18 protein-coding genes are annotated in these 22,007 nt (G+C 73.9%); 8 read left to right on the top strand and 10 right to left on the bottom strand.

Translation table 11 applies throughout. From position 1 onward, the window contains the following. Positions 1-25: 25 nt before the first annotated feature. Positions 26-397 carry an NTP pyrophosphohydrolase gene (locus ACH4C6_RS19050; RefSeq protein ID WP_398109732.1) on the bottom strand — a complete coding sequence of 124 codons (372 nt, stop codon included), beginning with the start codon at positions 395-397 and terminating at the stop codon, positions 26-28. 82 nt (positions 398-479) lie between these two features. On the opposite strand from ACH4C6_RS19050, the gene ACH4C6_RS19045 reads away from it, so the two are divergent. Continuing rightward, positions 480-1,499: a hypothetical protein gene (locus ACH4C6_RS19045; RefSeq protein WP_398109731.1), complete on the top strand. Its 1,020-nt coding sequence runs from the start codon at positions 480-482 to the stop codon at positions 1,497-1,499. Positions 1,500-1,597: 98 nt separating this feature from the next. Here ACH4C6_RS19045 and ACH4C6_RS19040 read toward each other — a convergent pair whose 3' ends face one another. The 5 genes from ACH4C6_RS19040 to ACH4C6_RS19020 all read right to left on the bottom strand — a co-directional run bounded on the left by ACH4C6_RS19040 (position 1,598) and on the right by ACH4C6_RS19020 (position 8,254). Next, positions 1,598-3,727, bottom strand: a complete 2,130-nt coding sequence (locus ACH4C6_RS19040; protein WP_398109730.1) for a 3-hydroxyacyl-CoA dehydrogenase NAD-binding domain-containing protein — start codon at positions 3,725-3,727, stop codon at positions 1,598-1,600. Continuing rightward, positions 3,724-4,941 (bottom strand): thiolase family protein, encoded by a 1,218-nt coding sequence (locus tag ACH4C6_RS19035; RefSeq protein ID WP_398109729.1) that lies wholly within the window; start codon positions 4,939-4,941, stop codon positions 3,724-3,726. The genes ACH4C6_RS19040 and ACH4C6_RS19035 overlap by 4 nt, the downstream gene beginning before the upstream one ends. Positions 4,942-5,162: 221 nt before the next feature. Next, positions 5,163-6,452 carry a ribonuclease D gene (locus ACH4C6_RS19030; RefSeq protein WP_398109728.1) on the bottom strand — a complete coding sequence of 430 codons (1,290 nt, stop codon included), beginning with the start codon at positions 6,450-6,452 and terminating at the stop codon, positions 5,163-5,165. Between the two features lie 128 nt (positions 6,453-6,580). Further along, on the bottom strand, positions 6,581-7,243 hold the full coding sequence (locus ACH4C6_RS19025) for a response regulator transcription factor (RefSeq protein WP_003993737.1): 663 nt from the start codon (positions 7,241-7,243) through the stop codon (positions 6,581-6,583). Positions 7,244-7,579: 336 nt separating this feature from the next. After that, complete coding sequence (locus tag ACH4C6_RS19020; protein WP_398109727.1) at positions 7,580-8,254, bottom strand: DUF3000 domain-containing protein; 675 nt, start codon at positions 8,252-8,254, stop codon at positions 7,580-7,582. A 100-nt stretch (positions 8,255-8,354) separates the two neighbouring features. Here ACH4C6_RS19020 and hemE point away from each other — a divergent pair, with 100 nt between their 5' ends. After that, entirely contained in the window at positions 8,355-9,422 is a 1,068-nt protein-coding gene (hemE, locus tag ACH4C6_RS19015; protein ID WP_398109726.1) for a uroporphyrinogen decarboxylase, read from the top strand. A 161-nt stretch (positions 9,423-9,583) separates the two neighbouring features. Beyond that, positions 9,584-9,931, top strand: a complete 348-nt coding sequence (locus ACH4C6_RS19010) for a hypothetical protein (protein WP_398109725.1) — start codon at positions 9,584-9,586, stop codon at positions 9,929-9,931. A gap of 146 nt (positions 9,932-10,077) precedes the next feature. Here ACH4C6_RS19010 and ACH4C6_RS19005 read toward each other — a convergent pair whose 3' ends face one another. Together ACH4C6_RS19005 and ACH4C6_RS19000 are read right to left on the bottom strand one after the other, a co-directional pair. Beyond that, the gene (locus ACH4C6_RS19005; protein WP_398109724.1) at positions 10,078-11,469 is read right to left on the bottom strand and encodes an FAD-dependent oxidoreductase; all 1,392 of its coding nucleotides are present in this window, start codon (positions 11,467-11,469) and stop codon (positions 10,078-10,080) included. A gap of 27 nt (positions 11,470-11,496) precedes the next feature. Further along, complete coding sequence (locus ACH4C6_RS19000; RefSeq protein ID WP_398109723.1) at positions 11,497-12,501, bottom strand: DUF4349 domain-containing protein; 1,005 nt, start codon at positions 12,499-12,501, stop codon at positions 11,497-11,499. 157 nt (positions 12,502-12,658) lie between these two features. On the opposite strand from ACH4C6_RS19000, the gene hemG reads away from it, so the two are divergent. Together hemG and hemQ are read left to right on the top strand one after the other, a co-directional pair. After that, positions 12,659-14,119: a protoporphyrinogen oxidase gene (gene hemG / locus ACH4C6_RS18995; protein ID WP_398109722.1), complete on the top strand. Its 1,461-nt coding sequence runs from the start codon at positions 12,659-12,661 to the stop codon at positions 14,117-14,119. A gap of 5 nt (positions 14,120-14,124) precedes the next feature. Next, positions 14,125-14,856, top strand: a complete 732-nt coding sequence (gene hemQ / locus ACH4C6_RS18990) for a hydrogen peroxide-dependent heme synthase (protein WP_398109721.1) — start codon at positions 14,125-14,127, stop codon at positions 14,854-14,856. A 115-nt stretch (positions 14,857-14,971) separates the two neighbouring features. Here the strand turns inward: hemQ and ACH4C6_RS18985 are convergent, their stop codons facing one another. Then, complete coding sequence (locus ACH4C6_RS18985; RefSeq protein WP_398109720.1) at positions 14,972-15,742, bottom strand: TIGR04222 domain-containing membrane protein; 771 nt, start codon at positions 15,740-15,742, stop codon at positions 14,972-14,974. Between the two features lie 255 nt (positions 15,743-15,997). Here ACH4C6_RS18985 and ACH4C6_RS18980 point away from each other — a divergent pair, with 255 nt between their 5' ends. The 3 genes from ACH4C6_RS18980 to ACH4C6_RS18970 are packed head-to-tail and all read left to right on the top strand — an operon-like array spanning position 15,998 to position 20,560. Beyond that, on the top strand, positions 15,998-17,464 hold the full coding sequence (locus ACH4C6_RS18980; protein WP_398109719.1) for an aldehyde dehydrogenase family protein: 1,467 nt from the start codon (positions 15,998-16,000) through the stop codon (positions 17,462-17,464). A 49-nt stretch (positions 17,465-17,513) separates the two neighbouring features. Further along, the gene (locus ACH4C6_RS18975; protein WP_398109718.1) at positions 17,514-19,085 is read left to right on the top strand and encodes a GMC family oxidoreductase; all 1,572 of its coding nucleotides are present in this window, start codon (positions 17,514-17,516) and stop codon (positions 19,083-19,085) included. Then, complete coding sequence (locus ACH4C6_RS18970) at positions 19,082-20,560, top strand: APC family permease (protein ID WP_398109717.1); 1,479 nt, start codon at positions 19,082-19,084, stop codon at positions 20,558-20,560. Before ACH4C6_RS18975 ends, ACH4C6_RS18970 begins: the two co-directional genes overlap by 4 nt. Here ACH4C6_RS18970 and ACH4C6_RS18965 read toward each other — a convergent pair. Beyond that, positions 20,557-21,951: a DUF692 domain-containing protein gene (locus ACH4C6_RS18965; RefSeq protein ID WP_398109716.1), complete on the bottom strand. Its 1,395-nt coding sequence runs from the start codon at positions 21,949-21,951 to the stop codon at positions 20,557-20,559. The genes ACH4C6_RS18970 and ACH4C6_RS18965 overlap by 4 nt on opposite strands. Positions 21,952-22,007 lie beyond the last annotated feature (56 nt).

Here is a 22,007-nt window from a genome sequence, read left to right as displayed (position 1 = left end):
CGGCCCCGCCGTGGCCGGGGGCGCTCTACGGACGGGCCGTCCGGGGGCCCGCCACGTCCGCCCCCAGTGCACCGACCCGGGCGCGCAGCTCCCGGTCCGCCGTGACCACGAGGACCCGGCGGTCGCCCGCCGACGCGACCACCTCCACGATGTGGTCGTCGCCGCTGCCCCGTGCCGGCGACACCCGCACCCCGGGCACCGACTCGACTCCCCGCGCCGCCCCCTCCACCACGAGCACGATCTCCACGGGCCCGGGCACCCCGGCGATCCCGTCCGACGCGAGCCGGTCCCGCAGCCGCTCCGCCGCCCCCTTGCGGTCCCGCCACCACCCGTCCGGCACGGATCCGACGACGTTGGCGGCGTCGACGACGACGAGGACCGGCTCGGGCGCGTTCATCCGGCCAGGATCGCACGGCGCCGGGCACCGTAACCGGGGGTGGGCCGCGCACCGGGTCACCGGACCCGCATAAGGTGAACGGGTGAACGGCGACTGGTTCATCCGCGGCCGCGACGGCCGCCTCACCGTCTACCTGCCCTCCGGCGAAGCCGTCCTGTGCCGCGCGGAGCGCGGCCCCGGTGGCCCCTGGGAGGACGTCCCGCGCACCGTCGGCGGCAGCCAGAAGCTGCACCCGGGCGGGGCCGTCGGACAGGGCGCCGACCGCTACGCCCACCTGGCGGCCTGGCGGCCCACCGTGCCGGGGGAGTCCGGCCTCGTGCACACCACGCACTTCCGGCCCCGCCTGGCGCCCCTGGACTGGGTGCCGATCGGGCACCCGGACAAGCAGGGTGAGCGCACGGGCCCGCCGGCCGTCGCCGTCGACGGCCCCGGGCGCGGCTACGTCTTCGTGCGGAACGCCCGCGGCGGGGTGGGCCTGCGCAACCAGAAGGTCAGGGGCGGCTGGGGCGGCTGGCACGACCTCGGGGGCGAGGACGTCGGCGAGCAACTGGCGCCCGTGGCGGGGGAGTCGGGCCGGATGGAGCTGTACGCCTCGGCGCCCGGAATGATCCTGCACTGGGTGCAGGAGGGCGACGGGAAGAAGCCGGTGCTGGCCGACACGGTGGAGGTCGACGTCCGGCCGGGAACCCTGCGCGCGCTCGCCACCTCGGCCGAGCACACCAGTGTCTTCTTCACGGACGGGTCCGGGGACCTGTGCGCCTGGCGCCCCGGTGGGAAGCCGGTGAGCCTTGTCGCGGCCGCGGGGCCCGGGCCGGTCAGCGCCGTGCGGTGCGTCATCGAAGGGCACGACTGCACGGTGCTCGCCCAGCGGTCGGCGAGCGGCCGGGTCGCCTTCGCCGCCTATCCGACCGAGCAGGAGCCCGCCGGGGCCTGGTGGACCGAGTCGGGTCCGCAGCTGCCGTCGGACGCCCTGGTGGCGCTGGCGCTGGACGAGCACGAGGAAGTCGTCGCCGCCACGTTCTCGCCCTCCATGGGCACGCTCCTCCTCGCCCGCCGCAAGGACGAGCCGGGCCTGGCGCTCACCGCCTGGCGCGAACTGTGAGCCACCCGCCCGCGGGCGCACGGGAGGGCACCCGGGCATGACAGGAGGGCCTCCGCATGGCGCGAGAGGCCCTCCTGACGGTCAGTTCAGCGCACGGTTCACGCCGGGACGGACGCGACGCCCTGCGCCAGGAACCGCTTGCCGTTCACCCGCTCGGAGACGCCCTCACGGTCCAGGTACGGCGTGATGCCGCCCAGGTGGAAGGGCCAGCCGGCGCCGGTGATGAGGCAGAGGTCGATGTCCTGCGCCTCGGCGACCACGCCCTCGTCGAGCATGATGCCGATCTCCTGCGCCACCGCGTCGAGCACGCGGTCGCGGACCTGCTCCTCCGTCAGGACGGTGTCGCCCTGCTTCAGCAGCGCGGCGACCTCGGGGTCCAGCTCCGGCTTGCCGGAGTCGTAGACGTAGAAGCCGCGCTTGCCCGCCTCGACGACCGCCTTGAGGTTCGGGGAGACCGTGAAGCGGTCCGGGAAGGCCCGGTTGAGCGTCTCGGAGACGTGCAGACCGATGGCCGGGCCGACGAGCTCCAGGAGGACCAGCGGCGACATCGGCAGACCGAGCGGCTCGACGGCCTTCTCGGCGACCTCGACGGGGGTGCCCTCGTCGATGACGTTCTGGATCTCGCCCATGAAGCGGGTCAGGATGCGGTTCACGACGAACGCCGGGGCGTCCTTGGTGAGCACCGCGGTCTTCTTCAGCTTCTTGGCGACACCGAACGCGGTGGCCAGGGAGGCGTCGTCGGTCTGCTCGCCGCGGACGATCTCCAGCAGCGGCAGCACGGCGACCGGGTTGAAGAAGTGGAAGCCCACGACCCGCTCGGGGTGCTTGAGCTTCGAGGCCATCTCCGACACCGACAGCGAGGAGGTGTTGGTGGCGAGGACCGCGTGCGCCGGGGCGACCGCCTCGACCTCCGCGAACACCTTCTGCTTGACGCCCATCTCCTCGAAGACCGCTTCGATGATGAAGTCGGCGTCCGAGAAGCCCTCGGCCTTGTCCAGCACACCGGACACCAGCGCCTTGAGGCGGTTGGCCTTGTCCTGGTTGATGCGGCCCTTGCCGAGCAGCTTGTCGATCTCGCCGTGGACGTAGCCCACGCCCTTGTCGACGCGCTCCTGGTCGATGTCGGTCAGCACGACCGGCACCTCGAGGCGGCGCAGGAACAGCAGCGCGAGCTGGCTGGCCATCAGACCGGCGCCGACGACGCCGACCTTGGTGACCGGGCGGGCCAGGTTCTTGTCCGGGGCGCCGGCCGGGCGCTTGCCGCGCTTCTGCACCAGGTTGAAGGCGTAGATGCCGGCGCGCAGTTCACCGCCCATGATGAGGTCGGCGAGGGCCTGGTCCTCGGCGTCGTAGCCCTGCTGGAGGTCGCCGTTCCTGGCGGCGTCGATGATGTCCAGGGCGCGGTAGGCGGCCGGGGCGGCGCCGTGCACCTTGGAGTCCGCGATGAAGCGGCCCTTGGCGACGGCCTGGTCCCAGCCCTCGCCGCGGTCGATCACCGGGCGCTCGATCTTCAGCTCGCCCTTGAGGACGGACGCGGTCCAGATCAGCGACTGCTCCAGGAAGTCCGCGCCCTCGAAGATCGCGTCGGCGATCCCGAGCTCGTAGACCTGCTTGCCCTTGAGCTGCTTGTTCTGGTTGAGGCTGTTCTCGATGATCACCGAGACGGCCTTCTCGGGGCCGATCAGGTTCGGCAGGATCGTGCAGCCGCCCCAGCCCGGGACGAGGCCCAGGAAGACCTCGGGCAGGGAGAACGCCGGCACGGCCGCGGAGACGGTCCGGTAGGTGCAGTGCAGACCGACCTCGACACCGCCGCCCATCGCGGCGCCGTTGTAGTAGGCGAAGGTCGGCACGGCCAGCCCGGAGAGCCGCTTGAAGACCTCGTGGCCGCCCTTGCCGATGGCGAGCGCGTGCTCGTGCTCCTTGAGGATCTCCACGCCCTTGAGGTCGGCGCCGACCGCGAAGATGAACGGCTTGCCGGTGATGCCGACGCCGACGATCCCGCCGTCCGCCGCCTCCTTCTCGACCTGGTCGATCGCGGCGTTCAGGTTCGCCAGCGAGGCCGGGCCGAAGGTGGTCGGCTTGGTGTGGTCGTGGCCGTTGTCCAGGGTGATCAGGGCGAAGCGCCCGGCACCCAGGGGGAGGTCGAAGTGGCGTACGTGCGCACTCGTGACGACCTCGTCCGGGAACAGCTCGGAAGCCTGCTTCAGAAGCTCGGCGGTGGTGCTCACTTGTCCCCCTCGAAGTGCGGGTTCTCCCAGATGACCGTCGCGCCCATGCCGAAGCCGACGCACATGGTGGTCAGGCCGTAGCGGACGTGCGGCTGCTCCTCGAACTGGCGGGCCAGCTGCGTCATCAGGCGGACGCCGGAGGAGGCCAGCGGGTGGCCGAACGCGATGGCGCCGCCGTACTGGTTGACGCGCTCGTCGTCGTCGGCGATGCCGTAGTGGTCGAGGAAGGCCAGGACCTGGACGGCGAAGGCCTCGTTGATCTCGAACAGGCCGATGTCGGAGATCGACAGACCGGCCTGGGCCAGCGCCTTCTCCGTGGCCGGGATCGGGCCGTAGCCCATGACCTCCGGCTCGACGCCCGCGAAGGAGTAGGAGACCAGGCGCATCTTCACCGGGAGGTCGTGCTCCCGGGCGAAGTCCTCGGAGGCGATGAGGGAGGCGGTGGCGCCGTCGTTCAGACCGGCGGCGTTGCCCGCGGTGACCCGGCCGTGGACACGGAACGGGGTCTTCAGGCCCTGGAGGTTGTCCAGGGTCGTGCCCGGGCGCATCGGCTCGTCGGCGGTGACCAGGCCCCAGCCCGTCTCACCGGCCTCGGGCGAGGTGCGGCGGACCGAGATCGGCACCAGGTCGGCCTGGATCTTGCCGTTGGCGTACGCCTTGGCGGCCTTCTCCTGGGAGCGCACGGCGTACTCGTCGGCGCGCAGCTTGGTGATCTGCGGGTAGCGGTCGTGCAGGTTCTCCGCGGTCATGCCCATGAACAGGGCCGACTCGTCGACCAGCTTCTCGGAGACGAACCGCGGGTTCGGGTCGACACCCTCGCCCATGGGGTGGCGGCCCATGTGCTCGACGCCGCCGGCGATGGCGATGTCGTAGGCGCCGAAGGCCACGGAGCCGGCGACCGTGGTGACGGCGGTCAGCGCGCCGGCGCACATGCGGTCGATGGAGTAGCCGGGCACGGACTGCGGCAGGCCGGCCAGGATGCCCGCGGTGCGGCCGATGGTCAGGCCCTGGTCACCGATCTGCGTGGTCGCGGCGATGGCGACCTCGTCGATCTTCTTCGGGTCGAGGCCGGGGTTGCGGCGCAGCAGCTCCCGGATCGCCTTCACGACGAGGTCGTCGGCGCGGGTCTCGTGGTAGATGCCCTTCGGGCCCGCCTTGCCGAACGGGGTGCGGACGCCGTCGACGAAGACGACGTCCCTGACGGTACGAGGCACGATGGCTCTCCTCCAGGGTCAGGATTGCAGTGCTGCTGCGGTGCGCTGAGCGCGCGCTCAGTCCCCATGCTACTTATGAGTAACGTAGCTGCACACCCCTGACAGGCGGAGCGGTGAAGGTCACACCATTGGCGGTGCGGACCGTGCGGGGAGGCGGGACGGCGACATCGAGGATCTTGGCGTGATCTCGACGCCGCCTCCACCCCGGACGGGAGCACTCGTCACGGCGACTGCGCGGACAGCGCCTCCACCAGCACCGGTGTCACCTGCTCGACCTGCCAGGGGCGCGCGCCGTGTCCCGCCAGCGCCTGGGCGACCGACTCGGCGGTGACCTCCTTCGGCGGCTCCCAGCACACCCGCCGGACGGTGTCCGGGGTGATCACGTTCTCCTGGGGCATGGTGAGCCGCTCGGCCAGCGCCGACACCCCCGCCCGGGCCGCGGACAGCCGGGCCGCGGCGGCGGGGTCCTTGTCGGCCCAGGCGCGCGGCGGCGGGGGCCCGGCCACGGGCTGCCCCGGCTGGGGGAGCTGGGCCTCGCTCAGCGCCTTCGCCCGGTCCACGGCCGCCTGCCACTGCTCCAGCTGGCGCTTGCCCATCCGGTGCCCGAAGCCGGGGAGCGCCGCCAGGGCGCGCACGTCGGCGGGCAGGGCCAGGGCCGCCTCGACGATCGCCGCGTCCCCGAGCACCTTGCCGGGGGAGACGTCCCGCCGCTGCGCGATCCGGTCCCGGGTCTGCCACAGCTCCCGCACGACGGCCAGCTGCCGCCGCCGGCGCACCTTGTGCATCCCCGAGGTGCGCCGCCAGGGGTCCTTGCGGGGCTCGGGCGGCGGCGCCGAGGCGATCGCGTCGAACTCCTGCCGGGCCCACTCCAGCTTCCCCTGCCGGTCCAGCTCCTTCTCCAGCGCGTCCCGCAGGTCGACGAGCAGCTCGACGTCCAGCGCCGCGTAGCGCAGCCACGGCTCGGGCAGCGGCCGGGTCGACCAGTCGACGGCGGAGTGGCCCTTCTCCAGCACGAAGCCCAGGACGCCCTCGACCATCGCGCCGAGGCCGACGCGAGGGAATCCGGCGAGCCGGCCGGCCAGCTCCGTGTCGAACAGGCGGGTGGGCACCATGCCTATCTCGCGCAGGCAGGGCAGGTCCTGGGTGGCGGCGTGCAGCACCCACTCGACGCCGGACAGGGCCTCGCCCAGGCCGGAGAGGTCGGGGCAGGCCACGGGGTCGATCAGGGCCGTCCCGGCGCCCTCGCGGCGCAGCTGCACGAGGTAGGCGCGCTGGCCGTAGCGGTAGCCGGAGGCCCGTTCGGCGTCGACGGCGACGGGCCCGGAGCCGGCGGCGAAGGCGGCGACCACCCGGGCCAGGGCGGTCTCGTCCGCGACGACGGGCGGGATGCCCTCACGCGGTTCCAGCAGGGGGATCGGCGCCTCCGTAGCAGAAGATCCGCCGTCGTCCGGAGGAGCGCCTCCGGTGGTTCGCAGTGAGCTGTCTGCTGCGGTGTCGTGGGCGTCGGTCACCTGTCAAGGGTATCCATGGATGGAGAGCGCCCGCCGACGGAACGTTCCGTCGGCGGGCGCCCGGGGGTCGCAAACCAGTCATGCCGGGGAAGAGGCGGGTTCGCGAACCGTGTGTGACGCGACCGGGGTCAGTGGATGATCCCGGTCCGCAGGGCCACCGCGACCATTCCGGCGCGGTCGCCCGTGCCGAGCTTGCGGGCGATACGGGCGAGGTGGCTCTTGACGGTCAGGGCGGACAGGCCCATCGAGACGCCGATCGCCTTGTTCGACTGGCCTTCGGCGACCAGGCGCAGCACCTCGACCTCGCGGCCGGAGAGCTCGCGGTAGCCGCCCGGGTGGCTCGGGGCACCCGGGGGGCGGCGGTGCAGGCGGGCGGCGGCGGCGCCGATGGGGGCGGCGCCCGGACGGGTGGGGAGCCCGACGTTGGTGCGGGTGCCGGTGACGACGTACCCCTTCACACCGCCGGCGAGCGCGTTGCGCACGGCGCCGATGTCGTCGGCCGCCGACAGGGCGAGCCCGTTGGGCCAGCCCGCGGCGCGGGTCTCGGAGAGCAGGGTGAGGCCGGAACCATCCGGCAGGTGGACGTCGGCGACGCAGATGTCGCGGGGGTTGCCGATGCGGGGACGAGCCTCCGCGATGGACGAGGCCTCGATGACATCGCGCACACCGAGCGCCCACAGGTGGCGGGTGACGGTGGAGCGGACGCGCGGGTCGGCCACGACCACCATGGCGGTCGGCTTGTTCGGGCGGTAGGCGACCAGGCTTGCGGGCTGCTCGAGGAGAACGGACACCAGGCCTCCTGGGGTGCGGGACGGGGCCGGCTCGTGGGGGGTGAAGCCGGGACGAACCGTGCTTTCAAGGTCACAGTCGTCTTCGGCACCGACCCCGTCCGCCTTTAGAGAAAGATCACGATCCAGTGATAACAATCCGTGCAATTCGGACACGCGGTCGATCATTCGAAGGCCGGACGGTTTCGGTCTGCGTCGGTACGCGGTCGAAAGTGGCCGTATCGACAAAGTGATTCGGCCAAGAGGGGGACTCAGGTGTGATCGTCGGCAGGGCATGGTTGACCGCCCCGTACAGGTTCGATCAGTACGGGGTCGGTGAAGGGGATCCGTGCGGCTCGGTCAGTGCGAGCGGGGGCCGCGCCGCTGGGGCAGCGTCACCACCGAGGCGTCGCCGGGCACGGCCGGCGGCAGCCCTCCGACCTGGGCGAGCAGGTCGCACCAGGCGGCCAGGTGCGCGGCCGTGTCCGGCACGCCGCCCAGGCCCTCGCGCGGCGTCCACGACGCGCGGATCTCGATCTGCGAGGCGGCGGGACGGGCGGACATCCCGCCGAAGTAGTGGGAGCTCGCACGCGTGACCGTGCCGCTCGGCTCCCCGCAGGTCAGCCCGCGGGCCTGCAGCGCGCCGGTCAGCCAGGACCAGCACACCTCCGGCAGCAGCGGGTCCGCCGCCATCTCCGGCTCCAGCTCCGCGCGCACCAGCGTCACCAGGCGGAACGTGCCGCGCCAGGCGTCGTGCCCCGCCGGGTCGTGCAGCAGCACCAGCCGGCCGTCCGCCAGGTCCTGGTCGCCGTCGACGACGGCGGCCTCCAGCGCGTGGGCCCAGGGCGCGAGACGCTTGGGGGCGGGCGTCGGCTCCACCTCGATCTGGGGCCGCAGGCGCGCCGCCCGCAGCGCCTCGACGGCGGCCCGGAAGGGCAGCGGGGCGGAGTCCGCCTCCCGCCGGTCGTTCCCGGTGTCCTTCGCTTCGTCCATACCGCCAGCGCCGTCCGACATGGGTCCCTGAGCCGCAGCCATGCGGGAAGGTTACGGGGACCGGAGCCCCGCGCGGGGCTAGACACCCCGCGCCCGTCCAGGGGCTGGATCACGCCGTCCGGCCGCGTGCGAAACTTGCCCCGTGAGTGCCAACGACGCCCCCCGGGCCCCGCAGCCGTCCGCCACGTACGACTCCGCCTTCCTCAAGGCCTGCCGGCGCGAGCCCGTACCCCACACCCCGGTGTGGTTCATGCGGCAGGCCGGGCGCTCACTGCCGGAGTACCGCAAGGTCCGCGAGGGCGTGCCGATGCTCGAGTCCTGCATGCGGCCCGAGCTGGTCACCGAGATCACGCTCCAGCCGGTGCGCCGGCACGGCGTGGACGCGGCGATCTACTTCAGCGACATCGTCGTCCCGCTGAAGGCCATCGGCATCGACCTGGACATCAAGCCCGGCGTCGGCCCCGTCGTCGAGCGGCCGATCCGCACCCGCGCCGACCTCGCGCAGCTGCGCGACCTGACCCCCGAGGACGTCTCCTACGTCACCGAGGCCATCGGCCTGCTGACCCGGGAGCTCGGCGCCACGCCCCTGATCGGCTTCGCCGGGGCCCCCTTCACCCTCGCCAGCTACCTGGTCGAGGGCGGCCCGTCCCGCACGTACGAGAACGCCAAGGCGATGATGTACGGCGACCCGGAGCTGTGGGCCGACCTGCTGGACCGCCTCGCGGACATCACCGCCGCGTTCCTGAAGGTGCAGATCGAGGCGGGCGCCTCGGCGGTGCAGCTCTTCGACTCCTGGGCGGGCGCCCTGGCCCCCGTCGACTACCGGCGTTCCGTGCTGCCCGCGTCGGCGAAGGTGTTCGAGGCGGTCGCCGGCTACGGCGTGCCGCGCATCCACTTCGGCGTCGGCACCGGCGAACTGCTCGGCCTCATGGGTGAGGCGGGCGCGGACGTCGTCGGCGTCGACTGGCGCGTCCCGCTCGACGAGGCCGCCCGCCGCGTCGGCCCCGGCAAGGCGCTCCAGGGCAACCTCGACCCGACGGTGCTGTTCGCCCCCACGGAGGCCGTCGAGGCCAAGACGCGCGAGGTTTTGGAGTCGGCCGAGGGCCTGGAGGGCCATGTGTTCAACCTCGGCCACGGGGTCATGCCGTCCACCGACCCGGACGCCCTGACGCGCCTGGTGGAGCACGTGCACACGCACACCGCGCGCTGAGTCCGCGCGGGGTCACGCGCGGGGTCGGCGCGCGGGGTCGGCGCGCGGGTCGGTGTCGATCGGCCGGTCCGGTGAACGCGGCCGCACGGGCGTGCGTATGAAGCGTCAACCGCCCGCGGCGCGGGGAAGGCGCATCGCGGGGCCGACGTGAGGAACAGGCGATGAACGACCGAGGTACTCCTCCGATGCACGCCCTGCCCGACGGCGAGGCGGAACTGACACTGGTGGTGCGGCTGCCCTGGGAGGACGTGGCCCGGCTCGGCCAGGAGGCCGGGCGGCTGGCGACCCAGATGCGGCGGCCCGTGACGCTGGACGAGGCGGTGAGCCACCGGTTGCGCTCGACGCGGGTGGCTGCGCACGCGAAGCCGGCGGGGGAGCAGCCGGCGGCGGTGATGGCCTCGTCGGGGTCGGCCTCGTCGGGGTCGGTGTCCTCCCTGCCGGCCCGGCCGCCGGCGGAGCAGGCGCGGCAGGCCATCGACCGGATCAACGGGACGGCGGGCACGGCGTAGGGCTTCGCCGTTGGGCTTCGCCGTTGGGCTTCGCCGTAAGGGCTTCGCCGTGGAGCTGTGTGTCCGTTGCCGGGTGCGGGCGCGTGGGGGCTGTTCGCGCAGTTCCCCGCGCCCCTGGCACCGCCCCGCGCCCCCCGGGGGCGGTGTCAGGACGGGGTGTGGATTTTTGAGGACGCCTTGCGGGCTGCCACCAGGACCGGGTCCCAGACGGGGGAGAACGGTGGAGCGTAGCCGAGGTCCAGGGCGGTCATCTGCTCGACCGTCATCCCGGCGGTCAGGGCCACCGCGGCCACGTCGACGCGCTTGCCCGCGCCCTCCCGGCCGACGATCTGCACCCCGAGGAGGCGGCCGGTGCGCACCTCCGCCAGCATCTTGACGGTCATGGGGGAGGCGCCGGGGTAGTAGCCGGCGCGGCTGGTCGACTCGACGGTCACCGCCTCGAAGCGCAACCCGGCCCGGTGGGCGTCCTTCTCGCGCAGGCCCGTGCGCGCGATCTCCAGGTCGCACACCTTGCTCACCGCCGTGCCGACCACGCCCGGGAACGTGGCGTAGCCGCCGCCGGCGTTGGTGCCGATGATCTGGCCGTGCTTGTTGGCGTGGGTGCCGAGCGGGATGTACCGCTCCTGGCCGGAGACCAGGTCGAACACCTCCACGCAGTCGCCGCCCGCCCAGACGTCCTCGTGACCGCGCACCCGCATCGAACGGTCCGTGAGCAGTCCGCCGTGCGCGCCGAGCGGGAGCCCGGCCCGCCGGGCCAGGGACGTCTCCGGACGCACGCCGATGCCGAGCACGACGACGTCCGCGGGGAACTCCGCGTCCTGGGTGGTGACCGCCCGCACCCTGCCGTCCTCACGGGTGAGGATCTTCGTCACCTCGGCGTCGCCGACCATCGTGATGCCGAGGCCCACCATCGCCTCGTGCACCAGGCGGCCCATGTCCGGGTCGAGGGTCGACATGGGCTCGGCGCCGCGGTTGACGACCGTCACCTCGTAACCGCGGTTGATGAGCGCCTCGGCCATCTCCACGCCGATGTAACCGGCCCCGACGACCACCGCCCGCCGCCCGGGGGTGCGCTCCAGCGTGTCGATCAGGGCCTGGCCGTCGTCGAGCGTCTGCACGCCGTGCACGCCCTCCGCGTCGGCCCCCGGCATCTCGGGCCGGATCGGGCGGGCGCCGGTCGCGATCACGAGCCGGTCGTACGCCGTCCAGGTCTCCTCGCCCGAGTCGAGGTCGCGGGCGCGCACCCGCCGGCCCTCGACGTCCAGGGCGGTGACCTCGGTGCGCAGCCGCAGGTCGATGTCGCGGGCGCGGTGCTCCTCGGGGGTGCGGGCGATGAGCCGGTCCCGGCCGGTGACGGCGCCGCCCACCCAGTAGGGGATGCCGCACGCCGAGTACGAGGTGAAGTGCCCTCGTTCGAACGCCACGATCTCCAGCTCGTCGGGGCCCTTCAGACGGCGGGCCTGCGACGCCGCGGACATGCCCGCGGCGTCGCCCCCGACGACGACCAGTCGCTCCCTGCGCGTACGGCTCATGCTCATGCGAACACGCTACGGGAGCAGGGCATTTCAGTCCCGCCCACCCGGCTGCCGTGACTCGGACGCGGGCACCGGGCGGGCCGTGGGCAGCGCCCCCGGGGTGCCCGTCGCCGGAGCGGGCCCGGGGCGGCGCGGCAGGCGCGGGCGGACGACCCGCAGCCACAGCAGCAGCAGGGCCGCCGCGGCCGCGGCGAACGGCAGGACCGCGCCGAGGGCGACGGCCAGCCAGCGCAGCACGGTCAGGAACGCGTGCCAGCCGCCCGCGAGCGCGTCGAGGAAGCCGGGGTCGTCGTCCCCGGCCGCCTCCGCCACCGGGGCGCGGGACAGGGACAGGGTGACGGTGGCCAGGCTGGTGCGGTCCTTCAGGGACGCCTGCCGGGCGAGCAGCGCCTCCAGGTCGGCCTGGCGGGTGCTCAGTTCGCCCTCCAGGGTGACCACGTCGCTGAGCTTGGTCGCCCGGTCCATCAGCTCCCGGATGCGCGCCACGCTCGCCCGCTGCGTCCTGATGCGGCTCTCCACGTCCACCACCTGGTCGGTGACGTCCTGCGCCTTGGCCCTGCGCTCCAGGAGTCTGCCCGAGCCCTCCAGGTCGGTGAGGACCTCCTCGTACTCCTCCACCGGCACGCGCAGCACCACACGGGTGCGCTCACGGCCCTTTCCGTCGCGGGTGGTGGTCTCGTTGCCGACGTAGCCGCCCGCCTCCTCGACGCGGGCGCGTGCCCGGTCCAGGGCCTTCGGGACGTCCTCGACCCGCACGGTCAGTTCGGCGGTGCGGATGACGGCGCTGCCGGTGAGCTTCGGCGGAGCGGTCGCCCGGGCACCGCTCGCGGCGCCGCCCGCCCCGGCCTCGGCGCCGGCGGCCCCGTCACCGAAGGCCTTGTCGTCGGCCTGGGACCCGGCGGCCGGGCGGTCGGCGGCCGACTTGCCGCCGGAGTCGTCGGCGGAGCCGCTGCACCCGGTGAGTGCCAGGGCCGCGGCCAGCAGCACGGCGGCCAGCGGCGGGACGGTGTGTCGTACGGGTCGTCGTGTGCGCATGCGGGCAGCCCCCGGGGTCGATTCGCCTGACGCCTCTTCGACGCCCGGGCGGGGGCCGGCGTTCGGCCCGGGACGGTTCCGATGCGGTCACGACCGGGACTCGGGACGGACACCGGGGCGCGGCGGCACACCCGGCGGGGTCTGAGAGGCTGGGGGCATGCGCGAAGTGCAAGCCCGCGAGGGCACGGATCGGGTCGTCGTGGTCGGGGCGGGCATCGCGGGGCTGGCCGCCGCGCACCGGCTGCTGCAACGCGGGGCGCGGGTGACGGTGCTGGAGGCCTCCGGCCGGGTCGGCGGCAAGCTGCTGCCCGGCGAGGTCGCCGGCGCGCGCGTGGACCTCGGCGCCGAGTCGCTGCTGGCCCGCCGCCCCGAGGCGGTGGAGCTCGCCCGTGAGGTCGGGCTCACGGACCACCTCCAGCCGCCCGCCACCGCGACGGCCGCCCTGTGGACCCGGGGCGCGCTGCGGCCCATGCCGAAGGGCCATGTGATGGGCGTTCCCGGCACCGCCGCCGCCCTGTCCGGCGTGCTGTCCGAGGAGGGGCTGGCCCGCATCGGACGCGACGCCGAACTGCCCCGCACCGAGGTCGGCGACGACGTCGCGGTCGGCGCGTACGTGGCGGCCCGCCTCGGACGCGAGGTCGTGGACCGGCTGGTGGAACCGCTGCTGGGCGGTGTCTACGCGGGGGACGCGTACCGCATCTCCCTGCGCTCGGCCGTCCCCCAGCTCTTCCAGGTCGCCCGGACCCACACCTCCCTGACGGAGGGTGTGCGGGAGATCCAGCAGCGGGCGGCCGCCGCCCGGCAGACCGGCCCGGTGTTCACCGGGCTGCGCGGCGGTGTGGGCACCCTGCCGCTCGCGGTCGCCGAGTCCGTCCGCGCCCGCGGGGGCGAGATCCTCACCGGCACGCCGGCGACGCGGTTGCGCCGCACCACCGAGGGCGACTGGGAGGTGGCCTCCGGCGAGCGCACCTGGCGGGCGGACGCCGTGATCGTCGCCGTCCCCGCCCCGGCCGCGGCGCGGCTGCTGCGCGCGGAGAGCCCCGCGGCCGCCGCCGAGCTCGACGCCGTCGAGTACGCCTCCATGGCCCTGGTCACCCTGGCCTACCGCCGCGAGGAGGCGGCCCTGCCCGAGGGCAGCGGCTTCCTGGTGCCGCCGGTGGACGGACGCACCATCAAGGCGTCCACCTTCGCCTCGCACAAGTGGGGCTGGATCGCCGAGGAGAACCCCGGCCTGCTCCTGGTGCGCACCTCCGTCGGACGCCACGGCGAGACGGAGATCCTCGAGCGCGACGACGCCGAGCTGGTCGAGGTCTCCCGCCGGGACCTGAAGGAGGCGACCGGGCTGGACGCCGCGCCCGTCGCCACCCGGGTCACCCGGTGGGACGGCGGTCTGCCCCAGTACCCGGTCGGGCACCACGCGCGCGTGGCGCGCATCCGCGAGCACGTCGCCGCACTGCCCGGCCTCGCGGTGTGCGGCGCCCCGTACGACGGCGTGGGCATCCCGGCCTGCATCGCGAGCGCCAGTGCCGCCGTGGACCAGGTCCACGGCGACCTGAGCGGTGTGCAGCAGCTCACCGCGCACCCGGTGCAGAGCCTGCACGGCGGAGCGGGAGAATGAGGGACATGAGTGACGACGCCTCCACCACCGAACCCGGCAGGATCCCGAACAAGGGCAAGCTGGCCAAGGACCTCAACGAGGTCATCCGCTACACGCTCTGGTCCGTCTTCAAGCTGAAGGACGTCCTGCCCGAGGACCGCGCCGGGTACGCCGACGAGGTCCGGGAGCTGTTCGACCAGCTCGCCGCGAAGGACGTGACGATCCGCGGCACCTACGACGTGTCCGGCCTGCGCGCCGACGCCGACGTCATGATCTGGTGGCACGCGGAGACCAGCGACGCCCTGCAGGAGGCGTACAACCTCTTCCGCCGCACGAAGCTGGGCCGCGCCCTGGAGCCCGTCTGGTCGAACATGGCGCTGCACCGCCCCGCCGAGTTCAACCGCTCGCACATCCCGGCGTTCCTCGCCGACGAGACGCCCCGCGACTACGTCAGCGTCTACCCCTTCGTGCGCTCCTACGAGTGGTACCTGCTGGCCGACGAGGACCGCCGCCGCATGCTCGCCGACCACGGCAAGATGGCCCGCGGCTACCCGGACGTGCGCGCCAACACCGTCGCCTCGTTCTCCCTGGGCGACTACGAGTGGATCCTCGCCTTCGAGGCCGACGAGCTGTACCGCATCGTCGACCTCATGCGCCATCTGCGCGGCTCGGAGGCCCGCCGCCACGTCCGCGAGGAGGTGCCCTTCTACACGGGCCGCCGCAAGGACATCGCCGACCTGGTCGCCGGCCTGGCCTGACCGGCCCGCCCGCGCGGCGGTCCCGGGCCGTCCGGGGCCGGCCGCGCACGCGGCGCGCAGCCCCGGCAGCCGTCCTTGCCGAGCGGAGGAGGGCGGCTCGTCGGGGCCCGGCGCGTCAGCCGCGTGCCTGCCGCTGCGCGAAGGCCGCGCGCAACTCCGGTTCTCCGACGGCCTGGACGCCGCGCACGGCCACCGACGTGAGGTACGCACGGTCGTCGGCGGCGCCGTCCGCGGTGCGGGTCAGCGCGCCCAGCAGCCGCTGACCGGCCGGGGAGGCCCAGCGCGCGTACGGGTGCACCTCGATCCGGGCGAGGGCCAGGCAGCTCAGGGCGAGGGCCAGCGGCAGCGCGAACCACAGCGCCACCAGGTGCCGCGGCAGCTCCGGCGGGACGGGCACCAGCAGCGCGAGGAGCCCGAGACCGAGGACGGCGAGGGCGGCCCGGCGCACCTGACGGACCGCCGAAGCCACCGTCGTACGCGCGCTGTCGGGCACCGCGAGGCCCGCGCGGACCAGCCCGTCGGCGATGCCCCGCACCGCTTCCGCCGCGGCGGCCGTGGTGCGCACCGGCGCGATGCGGCACTGCCCCTCGGGGCCGATGGCCCCTATCACCGAGCGCTCCATGTCGTCCCGCCCACGCGGGTCGACGACCGTGGCCCAGCCGGTGTGGGCCAGCAGCAGCCGGCGCTGCCGGGCCATCGCCACCAGCGTCACGTCGGCGACCCGCCGGGGTCCCCCGGAGAGGAACGCCGCCTCGTACAAGGTGAGTTCACGGTCCCGGCCGGTGTCGGAGCCACCGGCCGCGGCCCGCACGGCCGCCAGGCACAGGCGGGTGCACGCCGTGCCGGCCACGGCCCAGGCCGCCAGGAGGAGAAGGACCCAGAGCATATGTCGTTTGTATGTGACACCGTCGCGAGAACACCATGCCTCGTCCACGATACGGACGCAGTGTTGCCGGGATGTGACGTCGTGTACCGGTCGGGGCGCCCGCACGGGGTGTTCGGCCACTAGCCCACCCGGGTCCTTTGCCGCCGTCCGCGCCCCGCCGCGGCGGTGCGTCCCGTGGCCGCCGCCCCTCCCATGGGCCATGTTGCTGACGGTCGAGCCGAACGGCTCATGGCCGAGAGCGAAGGAGGCCCCGCGGTGGGTGAGCTGTACATCGGCGGCGAGTGGACCCGGGCGGCGGCCGGCGGCCGCCGCGACGTGATCAACCCCTACGACGCCTCCGTCGTCACCACCGTCGACGAGGCGGACGCCACCGACGTCGACCGGGCCGTGACCGCCGCCCGCAGGGCCTTCGACCAGGGCGACTGGGCGGAGGCCCCCTCCCGCCGGCGGGCCGATCTGCTGCTGCGCGTGCACGACCTGCTCCTGCGCGACCGCGAGGACATCGCCCGCACCGAGACCCTCGACACCGGCAAGACGCTGACCGAGGCGCGGATCGACGTCGAGGACGTGGCCAACGCCTTCCGCTACTTCGCCGAACTCGCCGGGAAGGACGGCGGCCGGGTCGTCGACGTCGGCCCGGGCGTCCTCAGCCGCGTCGTCTACCAGCCCGTCGGCGTGTGCGCGCTCATCGCCCCCTGGAACTACCCGCTGCTCCAGGCCTCCTGGAAGGTCGCACCGGCGCTCGCCGCGGGCAACACCTTCGTCCTCAAGCCCAGCGAGACCACCCCCCTGACCACGGTCATGATGATGCGCCTCATCGAGGAGGCCGGTGCCCCGGCCGGCGTCGCCAACCTCGTGCTGGGCTCGGGCGCGACCGTCGGCGCCGCCCTGACCGACCACCCCGACGTGGACCTGGTGTCCTTCACCGGCGGCCTCGCCACCGGCCGCCGGATCATGGCCGCGGCCGCCGGCGGCCCGAAGAACATCGCCCTGGAACTGGGCGGCAAGAACCCCAACGTCGTGTTCGCGGACGCCGACTTCGACGCCGCCGTCGACTACGCGCTCGACGCCGCGTTCCTGCACTCCGGACAGGTCTGCTCCGCCGGTTCCCGGCTGCTGGTCCAGGACGAGCTGCACGACCGGTTCGTCGACGCCCTCGCCCGCCGCGCCCAGGCCATCCGCCTGGGCGACGGCATGGAGGACGGCACCGAGAGCGGCCCGCTCAGCTCCGCCGAGCACCGCGAGAAGGTCGAGGGCTACATCGCACTCGGCCGGGAGGAGGGCGCCCGCCTGGTGACCGGGGGCACCCGGCCGAAGGACCCCGCCCTCAGCCGCGGCTTCTTCCTGCTGCCGACGATCTTCGCCGACTGCCACCGCTCCATGCGGATCGTCCAGGAGGAGGTCTTCGGCCCGGTCGTCACCGTGGAGCGCTTCGCCACCGAGGACGAGGCGATCGGTCTGGCCAACGACACCCGCTACGGACTGGCCGGCGGCGTGTGGACCTCCGACGCGAGCCGCGCCCAGCGCGTCGCCCAGCGGCTGCGCCACGGCACCGTGTGGATCAACGACTTCCACCCGTACGTGCCGCAGGCCGAGTGGGGCGGCTTCGGCCGCTCCGGCGTCGGGCGCGAACTGGGCCCCACGGGACTGCGCGAGTACCAGGAGGCCAAGCACATCTACCAGAACCTCGCCCCCGCACCCTCCGGCTGGTTCAAGGGCTGACCCGCGTCCGGCACCGCCACCACGCACCGCACCCCGAGAAAGGCACCGCATGGCCACCCCTCCCGCGCACGGCGCCGAGTCCGCCTACGACTACGTCATCGTCGGCGGCGGCACCGCAGGCTGTGTGCTCGCCGCCCGGCTCAGCGAGGACCCCGACTGCCGCGTCTGCGTCATCGAGGGCGGCCCCAGCGACGTCGGCGACGAGCGCATCCTGCGCCTGCGCAACTGGATCAACCTGCTCGGCTCGGAGTTCGACTACGGCTACACCACCGTGGAGCAGCCCCGCGGCAACTCCCACATCCTGCACTCCCGGGCCCGCGTCCTCGGCGGTTGCTCCTCGCACAACACCCTGATCAGCTTCCTGCCGCTGCCGCAGGACCTGGACGACTGGGTGAGCCGCGGATGCGCCGGCTGGGACCCGGCCACGATCCTGCCCTACCGGGAGCGGCTGCTGACCGAGATCGTCCCGGTGGCCGAGGCCGACCGCAATCCCATCGCCGCCGACTTCGTCACCGCCGCCTCCCGCGCCCTCGGCGTGCCCGTCGTCGACGACTTCAACGCCGAACCCTTCGCCGACGGCGCCGGCTTCTTCTCCCTGGCCTACCAGCCGGAGGGCAACCTGCGCTCCTCCGCGTCCGTCGCCTACCTGCACCCGGTGCTGCACCGGCCCAACCTCACGCTGCTGCTGGAGACCTGGGCCCACCGCATCGTCCCCGACGCGTCGGGACGGCTGACCCGCGTCGCGGTCCGGGGCGCCGACGGCGAACCCGCCACCGTGCGCGCCGAACGCGAACTGCTGCTGTGCGCGGGCGCCATCGACACCCCGCGCCTGCTGATGCTCTCCGGCATCGGCCCGGCCGACGACCTGCGCGCGCTCGGCATCGAGGTCCGCGTGGACCTGCCCGGCGTCGGCGAGAACCTGCTGGACCACCCCGAGTCCGTCATCGTCTGGGAGACCGACGGTCCGCTGCCGCCCAACTCCGCGATGGACTCCGACGCGGGCCTGTTCCTGCGCCGCGACACGGCGCAGCCGCGCCCCGACCTGATGTTCCACTTCTACCAGGTGCCGTTCACCGTCAACACCGAACGCCTCGGCTACCCCGTGCCGCCGTACGGGGTGTGCATGACGCCGAACGTGCCGCGCGCCCGCTCCACCGGGCGGATGTGGCTGCGCAGCAGCAACCCCGCCGAGCATCCGGCGCTGGACTTCCGCTACTTCACCGATCCGGAGGGCCACGACGAGCGCACCATCGTGGACGGGCTGAAGGTGGCCCGCGAGGTGGCCGCGACCGCCCCGCTGCGCGACTGGCTGGTCCGCGAGGTCGCTCCCGGCCCGGACGTCGTCTCGGACGCCGACCTGTCCGAGTACGGCCGCCGCGCCGCGCACACCGTCTACCACCCGGCCGGCACCTGCCGCATGGGCTCGCCGGACGACCCGATGGCCGTCTGCGACCCCGACCTGAGGCTGCTGGGCGCGGAGGGCGTGCGGATCGTCGACGCGTCGGTGTTCCCGACGATGCCCACCATCAACCCCATGGTGACCGTCCTGCTGGCCGCCGAACGGGCCGCCGACCTCGTCACCGGCCGCCCGGGCCCGGCCGAGCAGGGAGCCTCGCGGTGACACAGCCTTCTGCCGCCGCCCCCGGACCGGCCCCGGAGGGCGAGCGGGGCTCGGAGTTCCGCAAGGACATGGGCCCCTGGGCGAACTTCGCCCTCGGCTTCACGTACCTCTCCCCGGTGGTGAGCACCTACACCCTCTTCGGCACCGCGCTCGCCGAGGGCGGGCCGCCGATGATCTGGGCCTTCGTCATGGCCGGTGCCGGCCAGTTCCTCGTCGCGCTGGTCTTCGGCGAGGTCGTCGCCCAGTACCCGATCGCGGGCGGTGTCTACCCGTGGGCGCGGCGGCTGTGGGGCACACGCTGGGCATGGATGACCGGCTGGGTCTACATGTGGGCGCTGCTGGTCACCATCACGTCCGTCGCCTACGGCGCCGGGCCCTACATCGCCATCCTCTTCGGCTTCGATCCGACGGTGCACACCACCGTGCTGTGCACGGCCGTGCTCATCGTCGTGGCCATCGCCGTCAACTACCTGGGCACCAGGGCCCTGTCGGCGGCCGCCGTCATCGGCTTCGCCGGTGAGCTCATCGGCGCCCTCGTCGTCGGCATCTACCTGCTCGCCACCCACCGGCACCACAACCTCGGCGTCATCTTCGACACCTACGGCACCGAGGGCGACGGCTCATACCTCCCGGTGTTCCTGGCGGCCGCGATCATCGGCTTCTACCAGTACTACGGCTTCGAGGCGTGCGGCGACACCGCCGAGGAGGTCGAGCACCCCGGCCGCGTCATCCCCAAGGCGATGCGCCGCACCATCTACATCGGCGGGGCCGCGGCCACGTTCACCTGCATGTCGCTGCTGCTGTCGGTCACCGACTACGACGCGGTCATCTCGGGCGAGCAGGCCGACCCGGTGGTGGACGTGCTGTACGACGCGATGGGCGAGACCGGGGCGCGGCTCGTCATGGCCGTCGTACTGATCTCCTTCCTGTCCTGCACCATCAGCCTGCAGGCCGCCGCCGGGCGCCTCATCTACTCGTACGCACGCGACGAGATGGTCGTCGGGCACCGGCTGCTGCGCCGGTTCGACCACGCCCGGGCGGTGCCCGGCTACGCGCTGCTGGTGTCCGCGGCCGTCCCGCTGCTGATCGCGTTCGCCTCACTGCTGTCCGAGGACGCGCTGACCAACATCGTCTCCTTCGCGATCCTCGGCATCTACGCCTCGTTCCAGATGGTCGTCCTGGCCGCCCTGCGCGCCCGGCTCAAGGGCTGGCGCCCGGCGGGGGAGTTCACCCTGGGCCGCTGGGGCACGGCCGTGAACGTCGGCGCGCTGGCCTACGGCATCTTCGCCATCGTCAACATCTGCTGGGCCCGCACCCCGGAGAAGCCGTGGTGGGAGAACTGGATCGTCCTGCTGTGCGGCGCGGTCGTGCTGGGCACGGGGCTGCTGTACATGTTCACCACGCACCACTACGGCCGCAGCGACGCGCCCGCGGGTGACGCGGTGCCCGGGGAGAGCCGGAAGGCCGGGCGTTAGCGCCGCAGCAGCACCCTGCGCGTGGCGCGGGCCAGCCGGTGCGCCGGGCGGCGCGAACGCGGCTTCGGCCCCGACCGGTCCAGCCACCACGCGCGCAGCTCCCGCCGGGCCGCGCCGTCCTCCGGCAGCCCGGCGGAGAGCAGGTGCGCGGCGAAGGACAGGGCGTCGCGCCGGTAGCCGCCGGTCATCGGCCGGGCCTGCGCGTAGCCGAGGAACGCCGGGCGGTACCGCGGGCCGAGGATCTCCGGCAGTTCGGGCGCGACCTTCGCGACGACGTCCGCCCGCTTCGCGGCGAGCGCCCGGGCCTGCACACCGATCCGCACCCGGTCGAACCCCTCGGGCACGGGCGTCCCCGCGACCAGCGCCGACAGCAGCGCGGCCTGCGCGAGCCCGAGCCGCTCACGCGCCTCGTCCGCCTCGCCTGCGGCCCCCGGACCGGAGGCGCCCCCCGACGCCCCGGCCGGACGCCCCCCGGCCCGGCCGCCCAACGGCAGGGACGACTCGCCGGGGCCGGGTACGGCGGGCGCGTCGGCCGTGGCGCACACCCCGGCCGGCACCCGCTGCACCGCTCCCGCCTCCACGGCCCGGCGGACGGCGGCCAGTTCGCCCTCCAGCTCCGCCGGGGCGGGGAAGTTCTCGTCGCGCTCCAGCAGGACACCCGGCGGACGGACCCGGCGGGCCAGGTCGGTCAGGATGTCCAGGACCGGCCGCGGGACGGGGTGGGCGTGGCTGTCGTGCCAGACGCCGTCGCGTTCGAAGCCGCCGGCGACATGCACGTAGGCGATGGCCTCCAGGGGCAGTTCGGCGAGGGCCTCGGCCGGGTCCTCGCCGCGGTTGACGTGGTTGGTGTGCAGGTTGGCCACGTCGATGAGGAGCCGCACGCCCGTACGGTCCGCGAGCTCGTACAGGAACTGGCCCTCCGTCATCTCCTCGCCCGGCCAGGCCAGCAGCGCGGCGATGTTCTCGACGGCCAGCGGCACCGGCAGGGCGTCCTGCGCGATCCGCACGTTCTCGCACAGCGCGTCCAGCGCGTCACGGGTGCGCGGCACGGGCAGCAGGTGACCGGCCTCCAGATGCGGCGTCGCCGTCAGCGCTCCGCCGGCCCGGACGAACGCGATGTGCTCGGTGACCAGCGGGGACCGCAGGACGTGGGCCCGTTCGGCGAGCGCGGCCAGCCGGCCGGGGTCGGGCCGGTCGGCGCCCCCGAGGCCCAGCGAGACACCGTGCGGTACCACGGTGACGCCGCGCTCGCGCAGCCGCAGCAGCGACTCGGGCAGATGCCCGGGGCACACGTTCTCGGCCACGGCCTCGACCCAGTCGATGCCCGGCATGCGTTCCACGGCGTCCGCGATCTCCGGCCGCCACCCGATGCCCGTCCCCAGTCGCTCCATCGTTCCCCCTCCTCCACCCGGCCGATCCCCGGACGTGACGGGGGTATGGCCCAGCC

The sequence above is a fragment of the Streptomyces sp. NPDC017943 genome, from assembly GCF_044328425.1.
Taxonomy (GTDB): Bacteria; Actinomycetota; Actinomycetes; order Streptomycetales; family Streptomycetaceae; genus Streptomyces; species Streptomyces djakartensis_A.
Note: the sequence above shows the minus strand (reverse complement) of the source record. Positions and strands in the feature narration are given on the sequence as shown.

What these genes read in the sequence shown, in the direction of transcription:
- ACH4C6_RS19050 (WP_398109732.1), bottom strand. Translation starts at nt 397, where the DNA reads ATGAACGCGCCCGAGCCGGTCCTCGTCGTCGTCGACGCCGCCAACGTC.
- ACH4C6_RS19020 (WP_398109727.1), bottom strand. Translation starts at nt 8,254, where the DNA reads ATGGCTGCGGCTCAGGGACCCATGTCGGACGGCGCTGGCGGTATGGAC.
- ACH4C6_RS19010 (WP_398109725.1), top strand. Translation starts at nt 9,584, where the DNA reads ATGAACGACCGAGGTACTCCTCCGATGCACGCCCTGCCCGACGGCGAG.
- ACH4C6_RS19005 (WP_398109724.1), bottom strand. Translation starts at nt 11,469, where the DNA reads ATGAGCATGAGCCGTACGCGCAGGGAGCGACTGGTCGTCGTCGGGGGC.
- ACH4C6_RS19000 (WP_398109723.1), bottom strand. Translation starts at nt 12,501, where the DNA reads ATGCGCACACGACGACCCGTACGACACACCGTCCCGCCGCTGGCCGCC.
- hemG (WP_398109722.1), top strand. Translation starts at nt 12,659, where the DNA reads ATGCGCGAAGTGCAAGCCCGCGAGGGCACGGATCGGGTCGTCGTGGTC.
- hemQ (WP_398109721.1), top strand. Translation starts at nt 14,125, where the DNA reads ATGAGTGACGACGCCTCCACCACCGAACCCGGCAGGATCCCGAACAAG.
- ACH4C6_RS18985 (WP_398109720.1), bottom strand. Translation starts at nt 15,742, where the DNA reads ATGCTCTGGGTCCTTCTCCTCCTGGCGGCCTGGGCCGTGGCCGGCACG.
- ACH4C6_RS18975 (WP_398109718.1), top strand. Translation starts at nt 17,514, where the DNA reads ATGGCCACCCCTCCCGCGCACGGCGCCGAGTCCGCCTACGACTACGTC.
- ACH4C6_RS18965 (WP_398109716.1), bottom strand. Translation starts at nt 21,951, where the DNA reads ATGGAGCGACTGGGGACGGGCATCGGGTGGCGGCCGGAGATCGCGGAC.